Origin of the sequence: Ferrovibrio terrae, from assembly GCF_007197755.1 — a bacterium.
Taxonomy (GTDB): Bacteria; Pseudomonadota; Alphaproteobacteria; order Ferrovibrionales; family Ferrovibrionaceae; genus Ferrovibrio; species Ferrovibrio terrae.
Map to the genome: position 1 here is coordinate 1,183,380 of NZ_CP041636.1, position 12,456 is coordinate 1,195,835.

The following is a 12,456-nucleotide window of genomic DNA, read 5'->3' on the forward strand; positions in this document are numbered from 1 at the left end:
CGCTCCGGCCATCTGCTTTTCAGCGGTGTTCGGGAAACAGCAGGCGGGTGTAGACCTTGATATAAGCGTCGCACATTGCGTCCACGGTGAAGTTCTCACTGACATGGCGACGCGCGCGGGCGGCAATTTCCATGCGGCGTTCCGGCGTCAGGTGCAGGGCCTCATCCAGCGCATCGGCCAGCGCCTTGGCATCGCCGGCCTTGACCAGCCAGCCGGTTTCGCCGCCCGGCAGCACGGTTTCGCGCGAGCCACCATGATCGGTGGCGATCACCGGCTTGCCCATCGCCTGCGCCTCGACCGCGACGCGGCCGAAGCCTTCAGGGAAGGTGGAGGCCGACACCACCACATCGGCCAGCATATAGGCGGCCGGCATGTCCTTGCCGTCGCCCGGAATGCGCACGCTGCGGTCCAGCCGGTACTGCACGATCAGGCTTTCCAGCTCGGCGCGGTAGCCGTCGCGCCCCGAGCCCAGCAGCACAGCGGTGAAATCCTGCTTGCCGTCATGCCGCTCGGCCAGGATCTTGAGCGCACGCAGCAGAACCGTGTGCCCCTTCCAGCGCGTCAGCCGGCCCGGCAGCAGGATCACCGGCAGGCCGTCGGTCAGGCGCCACTGCTGCTGCAGGTTAGACATGCGCTCGGGGTAAATGCGGTTCGGGTCGAACTTGACCAGATCGGTACCGCGCGGAATGGTGACGAGGCGCGCACGCGGCACACCGAAAGCCGAATTCGCGTAATCGGCGACGAAATCCGAGATCGCCACCACGATGTCGCCCTTGGACATCGGGTTGGCCCAGAACTTCTTGAACCAGCTGTGCGACTTGTAGGCATTGTGAAAGGTGGTGACCAGTGGCACGCCACAGCGCAGGGCTGCCGCGCGCGCCGACCAGGCCGGGGCGCGCGAACGCACATGCACCACATCGACCGGCAGGCTGCGGATCAATTCTTCCAGCCGCGCGGTGTTCTTGCGCATCACGAAAGGATTCTTGCTGTTCACCGGCAGGGTGATGTGCCTGGCACCGGCGCGTTCCAGCTCGCGCACCATCGGCCCGCCGGCCGAGACGACGTAGGACATCCAGCCGGCCTTCGCCAGCGCCTTGGCGGTATCCACAGTGCCGCGCTCGACGCCGCCGGTAACCAGCGCGGGCAGCACCTGCATCACCGCAGGCGGTCTTCCCGAACTGGACTGGTCTGCAGTAGAAATCGGAATATCTGACATGAGCGCGCTGAAGGGCGGGAGGGAGGCAAGTATAGGCCGCCTGCCGGGTAGCGCAAAGCCGCGCGGCTGGCAAGGCCGTGCCGGGCATGAGGCGAGGAATAACGGCATGCGGCCTGCAAAAAGCCTGATCCGGCGGGGTGCGATGACGATGGCGCTGGTCGCTGTGCTCGTCTGGGCCCTGCTGCTGGCCGGCCTCGGCACCTCCTTTGCCCTGGTCCAGGTGCCGGGCCAGACGCCCACACATGACGACATCCTGCGCGGTTTCGATGCCAGCGCGCTGTCGGCCAGCCGCGAGGATGTCGCCTATGGCGGCACTTACGATCCGGTCGGCATGATCGTGAAATGGCAAAAGCCGATCATCTATAAGATCGAAGGCCTGCGCTCACGGCCCGATGCCATCAACTTCGCCATCGCAACGCTGCAGCAGCAGGCCGCGTTGGCCGGCATCGAGGTGCGCGCGGCCAGGGCGCCAAGCGAAGCCAACTACGCCATCACTTTCCGCAATGTCGCCGGCTTCAACCTCGGCGACCGCAAGGCGGTCTGTTTCCTGACCTACAATTTCAACACCAGTGGCCACATGCAGTGGGCGGCACTGCAGATCAATCTCGCCGCGCCCAGCCTGGAACGCTGTGTGCGGCACGAGATCCTGCATGGCTTCGGCCTGATGAATCATCCGCACCGCCTGCATTCGGTGCTGAGTTATCACGTTGGCGACCATATGGCCGAGATCACCGAGGCCGATATCGTGATGCTGCGGAGCCTGTATGATCCGCGCATCCGGCCGGCGATGTCACGGCTTGCCGCGCTGACGATTGTCGACAGCCTGATCGAGGCAAACCGCCGCGCACTTAATCCGCGTGCACCGGCCAAGACCGATCCGATGCCCGTGCTGCGCGACGTGATCGCCGATCTCGACAAAGCGGCGGCCGGCGGCAATGTGCGCGCGATGATGTATCTGGCCGAAGCGGCCTGGCAGGGCTATGGCATGCCGAAGGATCCGGCGCGCATGGCCGCCTGGATCGAGCGTGCCTCGGCCACCCGCGATGTCGTCGCGCGTTTCGATCTGGCCCATGCGCTGGGCAGCGGACGTTATATGCCGAAGGACAATGCACGCGCCGCGGTGCTCTATCGTCGCAATGCAGAGCTTGGCCATGCAGTGTCGCAGAACAACTACGCGGTTATGTTGCGTGACGGCCTCGGCGTGCCGGTGGATCGCGTGGCGGCGCTGACCTGGTTCACGCTGGCGGCACGTGGCAATGTCGCCTCGGCCGAACGCAGCCGGCAGGCGCTGATGCAAAACCTGCCCCCGGCCGAGCAGCAGGAGGCCGTGCGCCGCGCGGCAGCATGGAAACCGGCCGCCGAAGCCGCTAGATAAGACGAATGACCGATACCCAGTTCTTACGCCGCCCTGACGGCACCCGCCTCGCCTATTCCGCCACGCCCGCCCGGCAGAGTGACAAGCCAGGCATCCTGTTCTGCGGCGGCTTCCGCTCCGACATGACCGGCACCAAGGCCGTGGCGATGGAACAGGTGGCACAGCAGCATGGCCTGGGCTATGTGCGTTTCGACTATTTCGGCCATGGCCAGTCGGACGGAGATTTTCTCGATGGCACCATCGGCCGCTGGAAGGAAGACACGCTGGCGATGCTGCGTGAGGTCTGCGGTCCCGCGACGCAGATCGTGGTTGGCTCCAGCATGGGCGGCTGGCTGGCCACGCTGGCGGCGCTGGCGCTGCCCGACCGCACTGCCGGCCTGGTGCTGATTGCGCCGGCGCTGGATTTCACCGAAGACCTGATGTGGGCGGAAATGACCGAGCCGCAGCGCGCCGTACTGTTGCGCGACGGCATCCTGCGCGAGCCGTCGCAATATTCCGATCAGCCCTACGAATATTCACTCAGGCTGATCACCGAGGGTCGCGACCACATGATCCTCAAGCCTGGCATCGTCTACGACAAGCCGGTGCGCATCCTGCAGGGCATGATGGATCCTGATGTGCCCTACGGCCACGCCGTGAAAACTGCCGCTGCATTCCAGGGCGGCGATACGCGCCTGACCCTGCTGCGCGACGGCGACCATCGCCTGTCGCGGCCGCAGGATATCGAGCTGCTGACGCAGACAGTGCTGGGCCTGCTGTGAGCGAGGACGGAATCGAGACCACACGGCTGCGGCTGCGGCCGGTGCGACAGATGGATGCTGCGTTGCTGCCCTCTCTGATCACACCGGTGATCAGTCGCTGGACCGCCAACTGGATCTATCCGTTCACGGCAGCGATGGCTAACGAGCGTGTTGCGGCCACACTGGCCGACAATGCTGCGAGCACCGGATTCAATCGCGTTCTGACCGACAAGGAAGACGGCCGCGTGATTGGCTGGTTCCGCGCCACGCTGGTATCGGAAACACCTCGTACCGCCAGCATCGGCTACTGGCTGATCGACGCGGTGCATGGCCGCGGCTACCTGACCGAGGCCCTGCCGGTCTTCGTGCAGGCCGCCATCGCAGCGTTGAAGCTCGAGCGGCTGGAAGCCGGCGCCCAGCCGGAAAATGCGGCCTCCATTGCCGCCCTGACCCGGCTCGGCCTGCGCTTCATCGGTCGGCGCCAGCATTACGTGCCGGCGCGCGACCGCGAGGAGCCGACCAATTTCTACGCCATGGACTGCCCTGGAGATTCCTTGCCTAGCGGGTCTTGAAGAAGCCAACCATCTCGGCCAGGCGCTGGGCCTGCTGGGCCAGACTCTGCGCCGAAGCGGTGGTTTCTTCCACCAGCGCAGCATTGCGCTGGGTTGCCTCGTCCATGCTGCCGACCGCCGTGTTGATCTGATCCAGGCCAGCGGCCTGTTCGCGCGAGGCGGCCGCGATTTCGGCGACGATATCCGACGCCTTCTTGATCGCGCCGACAATCTCGGCCAGCGACTGACCGGTCTGGTTGACAAGCGATGCACCGGTTTTCACCTGTGCATTCGACTCCGTGATCAGCGCCTTGATGTCTTTGCTGGCGTTGGCCGAACGTTGCGCGAGCGCACGCACTTCCTGTGCGACGACGGCAAAACCCTTGCCGGCTTCGCCGGCGCGTGCGGCTTCGACACTTGCATTCAGGGCAAGAAGATTCGTCTGGAAAGCGATCTCGTCGATCAGGCCGACGATGTCGGCAATTTTCCGTGCACTTTCCTCAATCCGGGTCACGGCCGTCACTGCATCCGCCACCACGCTGCCGCCCTTCTCGGCGGTATCGCGCGCCACGGTCGCCAGCTGGTTCGCTGCCTGGGCGTTGTCGGCATTCTGCTTCACAGTGGTAGTGATTTCATGCATCGAGGCGGCGGTTTGCTCGATCGAGGCCGCCTGCGATTCCGTGCGGCCGGCAAGGTCCTGGCTGCCGGTCGAGATTTCCGAGGAGGCCACTTTCACTGATTGCGCAGTCTGGGTGAGTTCACCGGCGAATTCTCGCAAGCGTTCAGCCATGCCGTTGGCGCTGCCTTTGAGCTGGCCGAACACGCCCTGATACTCGCCGCGCACGCTATGCGTCACGTCACCCTCGGCCATCGCGCCCATCACTTCGGCCATCTCCACTGTCATGGTCTGCAGGGTCGCCGTCAGACGGTTCAGTTCCTGGCTGGTCGACAGGAAGAAGCCCTCCTTGCCGTTCTCATCGATGCGGCCGCTGAGATCGCCGCCGGCGACCTTGTTGACCAGCGCGGCGATTTCGCTGCCGGCCGCTTGTTCGCGCACCTCGCGTTCGGCACGACGTTGCTCGGATTCCGCACGCTGGCGACCGATATCGGCCTCTGCCTGCTCGCGCGCCATCATACTGTCCTTGAACACCAGCAGGGCCCGCGCCATCGCTGCGATTTCGTCTCGGCCGCGAACGGCCGGAATCTCCGCGTTCAGGTCGCCTCCGGACAGCCGGGTCATCGCCTGCGTGATCCGGCCAAGCGGCGCGGAGACTTTTCTCGAGATGACCCAGATTGAAACGCCGACCACGACGGCCGCCACCGCCAGCAAAGTTTCCATGGCGATCATGAAACGCTCATAAGCTTCTTCGGAAGCGGCATATTCCTCCTTGGCGATCACCAGCTGCAGCGAGATCAGCTGACTGATCGCGTCGCTGACCGCGTCGATGATCGGATACATCTCCTGTTCAGCGAAGGTGACCAGTGCGGCCTTGTCATTGGCGATCAGGATACCGTTCAGTTTTTCCACCGCGCGGTCGGCTGGCACGAACAGCAGACGAGCCTTCTCCACCAGCCTGGCCTCCTCCGGCGTCAGCCTGGTCGCGGTATAGACCTTCCACTTCTCCGAGATCGTGCTGCGCGCCTTGGCAATCTCGGCCAGACCAGCCTGCGGCTGCATCGTGCCCGCCCGTACCTTGTGCGAGGTGTCGACGATCTGCACGGCGTAGGCGTCGGCGATATCCTTTAAATCGCTGAGCGGTACCACGCGGTCGGTGTAGACGCTGGCCATCGAGGCCTGCATACGTTGCGCCGACAGATAGCCCGCGCCCGCAACCACAATGATCACCACCAGCATCGCAAGGATGCTGAGCATCAAACGCAACCGGATTGTCATTCCCCCACCCCATGTTTTTTACCAGCAGTGCTGGTTTTCCCCTGGGTGCAATTCAGCGTTATCGCGCACTGATTGCCATAACACCTATGGAGTATTTCATGCGGAAGGGTGATGAAGGTTTGGCGACGGCATGACTGCCTGCTCGTATCGCGCGAGGTACGGGTTAGTTACCCATACCCCTGAGCAGTGACTGCAGCCCCTCACGATAGGTCGGGTATTTGAGTGCTACCCCGAGCTCGAATTTGATGCGGTCATTGCGCACGCGGCGGCTATCGGCATAGAAGCTCGCCGCCATCGGCGAAAGCTGCGCCTGGTCGAACGGTACTTCCGGCGGTCGCGGCAGTTTCAGCAGGTCTGCGGCATAGGCCACCACATCCTGCGGCGGCGCCGGTTCGTCATCGGCCAGGTTGTAGATCGCGCCCGGATTGAACTTGGTCATCGAAGCGCGCAGCACCTGCGCGATATCTTCGACATGGATGCGGCAGAAGACCTGGCCGGGTTTCACAATGCGATGCGCGGTGCCGCGCTTCACGCCTTCGAGCTGATTGCGACCCGGTCCGTAGATGCCGGCGAGCCGGAAGACATGCACCGGCACGCCATGCTCAGCCTGTAGCCGCAGCCAGCCTGCTTCGGCTTCGGCGCGGCGCTTGCTGCGTCCCTGATTTGGACTGACCGGTGTCGTTTCATCGACCCAGTTGCCGCCGGCATCGCCATAGACGCCGGTGGTGGAGAGATAACCAAGCCATTTCAGGTTCGGCAATTTTGCAATATCAGCACCGTGCCAGCGCAGTACCGCATCCGCATCGTCATCGGCTGGTACCGAGATCAGAACATGCGTCGCCGGCAGCAGTACCGAGGCATCGCTGAGCGGCGCCATGCCATCGAAGACATGGCTATCGTAGCCCAGCACCGCGATATCGGCGGCCTTCTCCAGGCTGCGGCTGGTGCCGGTCACGCCCCAGCCTTCGGCATGCAACTGTGCCGCCAGCACTTTTGCACTGAAGCCGAGTCCGAAGCAGAAAAGGTTACCTGTCATGTCGAGCACACGCCTTGCTTTTGCCACAGCGCCTCGCCACTCTGCCGCGCCATGATTGCTATGAACAAGATAGTGCCTTCGGCGGTGTTCGCCAGCCTTCTGCCCGGCCTGCTGCTCTGGGCTTTGCCAGCCATGGCGCAGCAGTCGCTGCAAGGCTCGACCGTTCTGCAGGATGCCGCCTATCAGGACTGCCTGTCGCTGGCGCGCCGCAATCCCGAGGAAGGTTTCAGTCAGGCCCAGCTGTGGCAGGCGACCGGCGGCGGCTTGCCGGCGCAGCATTGCGCTGCGCTGGCGCTGGTGGAGCTGCGGCATTACGGCGATGCCGCTGACCGGCTGGAAAAGCTGCTGCCGCTGGCCGAGAAACAGGCACCGCACCTGACCGTGGCGCTGCTCGACCAGGCCGCCAATGCCTGGCTGCTGGCCGAACAGCCGCAGCGCGCCAAGCAATTGCTGGATATCGCACTGAAGGCCGCGCCTGAAACTTCCGACCTGCTGATCGACCGCGCGCTGGCGCTGGCGGCGCTGAACGACTATGCGGCGGCGCGGCGCGATCTGGATGTGGCGCTGCGTGTCGATCCGACCCGCGAGGATGCACTGGCCTTGCGCGCCGCGGCACGACGCCAGACCGGTGACATGGGTGGCGCCATGGAAGATGCCGAAACCGCGCTGGCGATCCAGCCGCGCCTGCCCGAAGCCCTGCTGGAACGCGGCATCCTGCGACTCAACAGGGGCGACAAGGCCGGCGCACGGCGCGACCTGATCGAGGTGCGCATGGTGGCGCCCGACTCACCGGCGGCGGTTTCCGCCGGCCAGTATATCGAGCAGATGGACGTGAAGCAGGATTAGGCCGCCCTGCTCAGTCTTGTCAGCGCCTGCGCCGCCTGCAGGCGCACCACTTCCGCCTCATCGTGCGACAGTTTTTCCAGCACCGGCCGCATCGCGGCATCGCCGCTGTTGCCGAGCGCCACGCAGACATTGCGGACAAAGCGATCCCGTCCGATACGTTTCACCGCCGTGGTGGCGAAGCGCTCGCGGAAGCTGGCATCGTCCAGTCCGGCCAGATCGAGCAAGGTCGGCGCATCGAGTTCCGGGCGGCTGTGCAGCGTGATCTCGCGCGCCGTGCTGGCGAACTTGTTCCATGGACAGACGGCGAGGCAGTCGTCACAGCCATAGATGCGGTTGCCCATCGCGGCGGCGAAATCCTCGGCGATCACGCCATCGTATTCGATGGTGAGATAGGAAATGCAGCGTCGCGCATCCAGCTGATACGGCGCGGGAAAGGCTTTGGTCGGACAGATGTCGAGGCAATTGCTGCAGGTGCCGCAGTGATCCGTTTCGGCCTCGTCCGGCGCCAGTTCGGCCGTGGTGAGGATCAGGCCCAGGAACAGCCAGGAACCGAAGTCGCGCGACACCAGATTGGTATGCTTGCCCTGCCAGCCGATCCCGGCCGCCGCCGACAGCGGCTTTTCCATCAGTGGCGCGGTATCGACAAACACCTTCACGTCGTTGCCGGCATGGTGGTGCAGCCAGCTGGCCAGGCTTTTGAGTTTCTTCTTGACGACGAGATGATAGTCACGGCCCTGGGCATAGACCGAGATCGCGGCGCGATCCTTTTCCAGCAGCACGTCGAGCGGGTTGTGGTCGGGGCCATAGTTCAGGCCGAGGGCGATAATACCGCGCGCTTCGGGCCAAAGCGCATTGGGATGGCGGCGCCGCTCGGCCTTGTCTTCCAGCCACTGCATGGTGCCGTGGCGTTTGAGCGCCATGAACTCGTCCAGCCGTTCGGCCAGTTCTGGGCCGATGCGGCCGGCCGTTGTGAAGCCGACCGCATCGAATCCTTCCGCCAGCGCGTGCTGACGGATCAGCTCTTTCAGATCGGTCGGATTAGCCGATCGCGGCAATGCAGGCGATCTCGACCTTGTAGTCCGGGGCCGCCAGCCTGGATTCCACGGTGGCGCGCGCCGGCGTGTTGCCCTTGGACACCCAGGCATCCCAGGCCTTGTTCATCTCGGCGAAGGTCGACATGTCGGCAAGCCAGATATTGGTCGACAGAATCTTGGTCTTGTCGGTACCGGCTTCCTTCAGCAGGCGGTCGATCTGCGCCAGGATCTGCTCGGTCTGGCCGGTGACATCGGCCTTGGGATCGGCGGCAACCTGGCCGGCAAGATACACGGTGTTGCCATGCACCACGGCCTGGCTCATGCGGGGACCGACATCGATGCGGCGGACGGACATGCGGTAGTCTCCTTTTTCTCTGCTCACGTCATGCTCGGGCTCGACCCGAGCATCTCTCTCCACTCGGCCTGAGATCCTCGGCGCAAGGCCGAGGATGACGGCTCTGTATATTAGAAATCCAGATCGGCGTAATGCTTCGGCGGCGGCAGGCCGGGAATATGGTCGGCCAGCAGCGGGCGGAAACTGGGCCGGGATTTCACGCGGGCATACCAGTCATGCGCGCCGGGATGGTCGGCCCAGGGAATGTCGCCGAGGTAATCCAGGCAACTGAGATGCGCCGCCGCGGCGATATCGGCCAGCGAGAAGTCATCGCCGGCGAGCCAGTTGCGGCGCTCGGTGAGCCAGGCGATGTAGTCGAGATGGATTTTCATGTTCTGGTGCGCGATGCGGATCACGGAGGATTCCGGATGCCCCATGCCCATGAAGCGCTTCATCACCTTCTCGAACACCAGCGGCTCGGAGACTTCCGGCCCGAATTTGTGATCCCACCAGGCGACCAGCCGCCGCGTCTCGGCGCGGCTCGGCGGATCGAAGCCGATCAGCATCTTGTTGGGATAGACCTCGTCGAGGTATTCGCAGATCGCCTGGCTATCGGCCAGCGCGCGGCCGTCATGCTCCACCAGCACCGGACCGTTGCCGCTCGGGTCCATGGCGAGGAATTCCGGCCGGCGCTCCCACAGCTTCTCGACCTCGAGATCGAATTCCAGCCCCTTTTCCTTCAGGAGCACACGGACCTTGCGGGACTGGGGGGAAAGCCAGAGATGGTACAGCTTGCGCATGGGGGCGGAGTCTAGTCGTATTCGGATGAATGAAAAAGCTGGAGAGGACCGCGAATCAGCATGTTGAAAATCTGGGGCCGGGCCAGTTCTGTCAATGTCCAGAAGGTTTTGTGGGCGGCCGACGAGCTGGGGCTGGCGTATGAGCATATCGTGGTCGGCGGCAAATTCGGCGGAAACGACACGCCTGAATACCGCGCGATGAATCCCAACGGCCTGGTGCCGGTGCTGCAGGACACGGATGGCGGCATCCACTGGGAAAGCAACAGCATGGTGCGCTACCTCGCCGCCCGCTACGACGCGTCAGGCGCCGGCCTGTGGCTGGCCGATCCGGCCGCGCGCAGCCAGGCCGACCGCTGGATGGACTGGGCCAGCAGCCTGCTGGGAGAACCAATGCGCGTGCTGTTCTGGGGCTTCGTGCGCGATCCGGTGAATGCCGACCTGAATGCCATGACCAAGGCCGAGATGCAGGCGGCCGAATATTGGGCCCGGCTCGACACCCACCTCGCTGACCGGGCTTTTGTGGCCGGTGACCGCCTGACCATCGGCGACATCCCGGCAGCCTGCCAGCTGCACCGCTGGCTCAGCTTCCCGATCACGCGGCCGACTCTGCCGAACCTGTTGGCCTGGCACGGCCGGATGACCGGACGGGCGGGTTACCGCGCCCATGTCATGCCACCCATGGAATGAAACTGGCCGTCAGACAGGGTTTACAGCCGTATCAACCTTTGCACAGAACCTGATTTTGATCCGGTTTCAGCGGGAACTTTGGGGCAAAATGGCCCTGTTTCGACAGAAACAAGCTTAAAATCGGCTTTTAAACGGGTCTTGGCCGACGTTTTCTGCAGCTAAGACCCGTTTTTGACCCTCAACTGGCTCATTTCCGGCCGTTCCGACGGTCTGAAAGGGCCGTGCCCATCCCAAATCGTGACCATTCCGCCCCTGATCGGCTCAGGCCGGAATCACCTTGACCACACAGTCTTGTTCTCCATATATAACCTATGAGTTATTTAACGGGGCATGGTGTGTGATCGCTGATTACAGGTTTTTTCCTGCCTCTCTGTCGGCTGGCGCCAGGCTCGGCCGTCCTCGGAGCATGTCCAATCCCGAACAGAAAGCTCCCATGCTCAAGATCGCCCTTATTGTCCTCGCCCTGCTCGCCGTCGCCATTGCCGGCGTGCTCGCCTATGCCGCCACCAAGCCCGATACCTCCCGCATCGCCCGGTCCGCCCAGATCCAGGCGGCGCCGGACCGGATCTTTGCGCTGATCAACGATCTGCCCGCCTGGCAGACCTGGTCGCCTTACGAGAAGAAAGACCCGGACATGCAGCGCAGCTTCACCGGCCCGGCCGCCGGCATCGGCGCGAAATACGCCTGGGCCGGCGACAAAAACATCGGCGACGGCCGCATGGAGATCGTCGAGAGCACTGCCCCGTCAAAGATCGCGATCCGGCTGGAATTCCTGAAACCCTTCCAGCATACCGCCATGGCGGACTTCACCCTGGCTCCAGCCGCCAACGGCGCCACCACGGTGACCTGGGCGATGACTGGTCCGGCCAATTACCTGTCCAAGGTGATGAGCGTGGTCTTCGATTTCGACAAGATGATCGGTCGCGACTTCGAGGCCGGCCTCACTAATCTGAAAACCCTCGCAGAGAAATAAGGGGAGCCAGCATGTCCGCCGCCCCGAAAACCGATCGTGCACCCGACCTCGTGCTGAACCGCGTGTTCAATGCCCCGCGCGAGCGCGTCTTCCGCGCCTGGATCGAACCGCAGCTGATGGCGCAGTGGTGGGGACCGGAGGGCTATACCGCACCGGTCTGCGAACTGGATGCGCGACCGGGCGGTGCCTGGCTGGTGCATATGCGTTCGCCCGAGGGCCATGTACAGGTGATGGGCGGCACCTATCACGAGATCGCCGAGCCCTCGAAGCTCATCTGCACGACGTTTGTGAAGGATGGCGAGCGCTTCATGGTGGAAGGCCTGCATGTCGTCACCTTCGAGGCGGCGTCCGAAGGCAGGACCAGGATGCGGCTGGAATCGACGCTGATCCAGCTCGCGCCCGAATGGGAAGCGGCGCGCCATGGCGGCATGCAGCATGGCTGGAACACCAGCATCGACAAGCTGGAAACGATGTTTAAAGCCTAGCCGGGCTGGAGATCACTCGCGACCGCTGCCACTGGTCTGCGGCAGCGCCGTACCCGGCGATGCGATCAGCGCAAAGGTCAGCAGCGTGGCCGGCGACAGATGTTTCGGTGTGGCCTGTGTGGTGGCGCCAGCCGGTGCTTTTACCGGCGCGATGACGGCTGGAGTGGTGACCGGTGCAACGGCCGGCACCACATCTGGTGTGGTGAGGATCGCTTCCACTTTGTCGGCGGGTGGCCCCGGAACAACATCCAGCGCGATGACAGCGCCATGATGATGGATATCGCAGTCCTCCATCGGCTCGCCCATGGCAAGCGGCGAATGCGCTGCCCAATCCTCCCCGTCTTCGGCACGTGAAACCATCGGCAGGGAGGCAAACAGCAGGACTGTACCGGCAAACACGAGCAGATCGGTTTTCATGGCAGCCATCCCGCGCAGGGTGAATGACAGCGCGACAACATTGGCCGTCGCCGTGAAGTTCCGTGACA

Annotated in this window: 14 protein-coding genes; 7 read left to right on the top strand and 7 right to left on the bottom strand. The window is 63.8% G+C overall.

Annotated elements, in window-relative coordinates; all coding sequences use genetic code 11:
* Positions 1-19: 19 nt before the first annotated feature.
* The gene (locus FNB15_RS05735; RefSeq protein WP_246068800.1) at positions 20-1,156 is read right to left on the bottom strand and encodes a glycosyltransferase family 4 protein; all 1,137 of its coding nucleotides are present in this window, start codon (positions 1,154-1,156) and stop codon (positions 20-22) included.
* A 166-nt stretch (positions 1,157-1,322) separates the two neighbouring features.
* Between FNB15_RS05735 and FNB15_RS05740 the strand changes: the two genes are divergently transcribed.
* Genes FNB15_RS05740 through FNB15_RS05750 form a run of 3 tightly spaced genes read left to right on the top strand, consistent with a single transcriptional unit; the run spans position 1,323 to position 3,903 of the window.
* Positions 1,323-2,591, top strand: coding sequence for a DUF2927 domain-containing protein (locus FNB15_RS05740; RefSeq protein ID WP_185973730.1), 1,269 nt, complete (start codon positions 1,323-1,325; stop codon positions 2,589-2,591).
* A gap of 5 nt (positions 2,592-2,596) precedes the next feature.
* Positions 2,597-3,352: an alpha/beta hydrolase gene (locus FNB15_RS05745; RefSeq protein WP_221932747.1), complete on the top strand. Its 756-nt coding sequence runs from the start codon at positions 2,597-2,599 to the stop codon at positions 3,350-3,352.
* Positions 3,349-3,903, top strand: coding sequence for a GNAT family N-acetyltransferase (locus tag FNB15_RS05750; protein WP_144067789.1), 555 nt, complete (start codon positions 3,349-3,351; stop codon positions 3,901-3,903). Before FNB15_RS05745 ends, FNB15_RS05750 begins: the two co-directional genes overlap by 4 nt.
* Here FNB15_RS05750 and FNB15_RS05755 read toward each other — a convergent pair.
* Both FNB15_RS05755 and FNB15_RS05760 read right to left on the bottom strand, forming a co-directional pair.
* Positions 3,890-5,755, bottom strand: a complete 1,866-nt coding sequence (locus tag FNB15_RS05755) for a methyl-accepting chemotaxis protein (RefSeq protein ID WP_185973731.1) — start codon at positions 5,753-5,755, stop codon at positions 3,890-3,892. The genes FNB15_RS05750 and FNB15_RS05755 overlap by 14 nt on opposite strands.
* A 184-nt stretch (positions 5,756-5,939) precedes the next feature.
* A complete protein-coding gene (locus tag FNB15_RS05760) occupies positions 5,940-6,812 on the bottom strand; it encodes an SDR family oxidoreductase (RefSeq protein ID WP_144067791.1) in 873 nt (290 codons plus the stop codon).
* A 60-nt stretch (positions 6,813-6,872) separates the two neighbouring features.
* Here FNB15_RS05760 and FNB15_RS05765 point away from each other — a divergent pair, with 60 nt between their 5' ends.
* The gene (locus FNB15_RS05765; RefSeq protein WP_185973732.1) at positions 6,873-7,658 is read left to right on the top strand and encodes a tetratricopeptide repeat protein; all 786 of its coding nucleotides are present in this window, start codon (positions 6,873-6,875) and stop codon (positions 7,656-7,658) included.
* Here the strand turns inward: FNB15_RS05765 and queG are convergent.
* The 3 genes from queG to FNB15_RS05780 form a co-directional block, all read right to left on the bottom strand.
* A complete protein-coding gene (gene queG / locus FNB15_RS05770) occupies positions 7,655-8,713 on the bottom strand; it encodes a tRNA epoxyqueuosine(34) reductase QueG (protein WP_246068801.1) in 1,059 nt (352 codons plus the stop codon). The two genes, FNB15_RS05765 and queG, sit on opposite strands and share 4 nt — an antisense overlap.
* A complete protein-coding gene (locus tag FNB15_RS05775; protein ID WP_144067794.1) occupies positions 8,697-9,047 on the bottom strand; it encodes a RidA family protein in 351 nt (116 codons plus the stop codon). The genes queG and FNB15_RS05775 overlap by 17 nt, the downstream gene beginning before the upstream one ends.
* A gap of 110 nt (positions 9,048-9,157) precedes the next feature.
* A complete protein-coding gene (locus FNB15_RS05780; RefSeq protein WP_144067795.1) occupies positions 9,158-9,826 on the bottom strand; it encodes a glutathione S-transferase family protein in 669 nt (222 codons plus the stop codon).
* A 60-nt stretch (positions 9,827-9,886) separates the two neighbouring features.
* Between FNB15_RS05780 and FNB15_RS05785 the strand changes: the two genes are divergently transcribed.
* From FNB15_RS05785 to FNB15_RS05795, 3 genes are all read left to right on the top strand, one after another.
* Positions 9,887-10,513, top strand: a complete 627-nt coding sequence (locus tag FNB15_RS05785) for a glutathione S-transferase family protein (protein WP_144067796.1) — start codon at positions 9,887-9,889, stop codon at positions 10,511-10,513.
* 433 nt (positions 10,514-10,946) lie between these two features.
* Positions 10,947-11,486, top strand: coding sequence for an SRPBCC family protein (locus FNB15_RS05790; RefSeq protein WP_144067797.1), 540 nt, complete (start codon positions 10,947-10,949; stop codon positions 11,484-11,486).
* Positions 11,487-11,497: 11 nt separating this feature from the next.
* Positions 11,498-11,971 carry an SRPBCC family protein gene (locus FNB15_RS05795; protein ID WP_144067798.1) on the top strand — a complete coding sequence of 158 codons (474 nt, stop codon included), beginning with the start codon at positions 11,498-11,500 and terminating at the stop codon, positions 11,969-11,971.
* Positions 11,972-11,983: 12 nt separating this feature from the next.
* On the opposite strand, the gene FNB15_RS05800 is transcribed toward FNB15_RS05795, so the two are convergent.
* Positions 11,984-12,388, bottom strand: coding sequence for a hypothetical protein (locus FNB15_RS05800; RefSeq protein WP_144067799.1), 405 nt, complete (start codon positions 12,386-12,388; stop codon positions 11,984-11,986).
* Positions 12,389-12,456 lie beyond the last annotated feature (68 nt).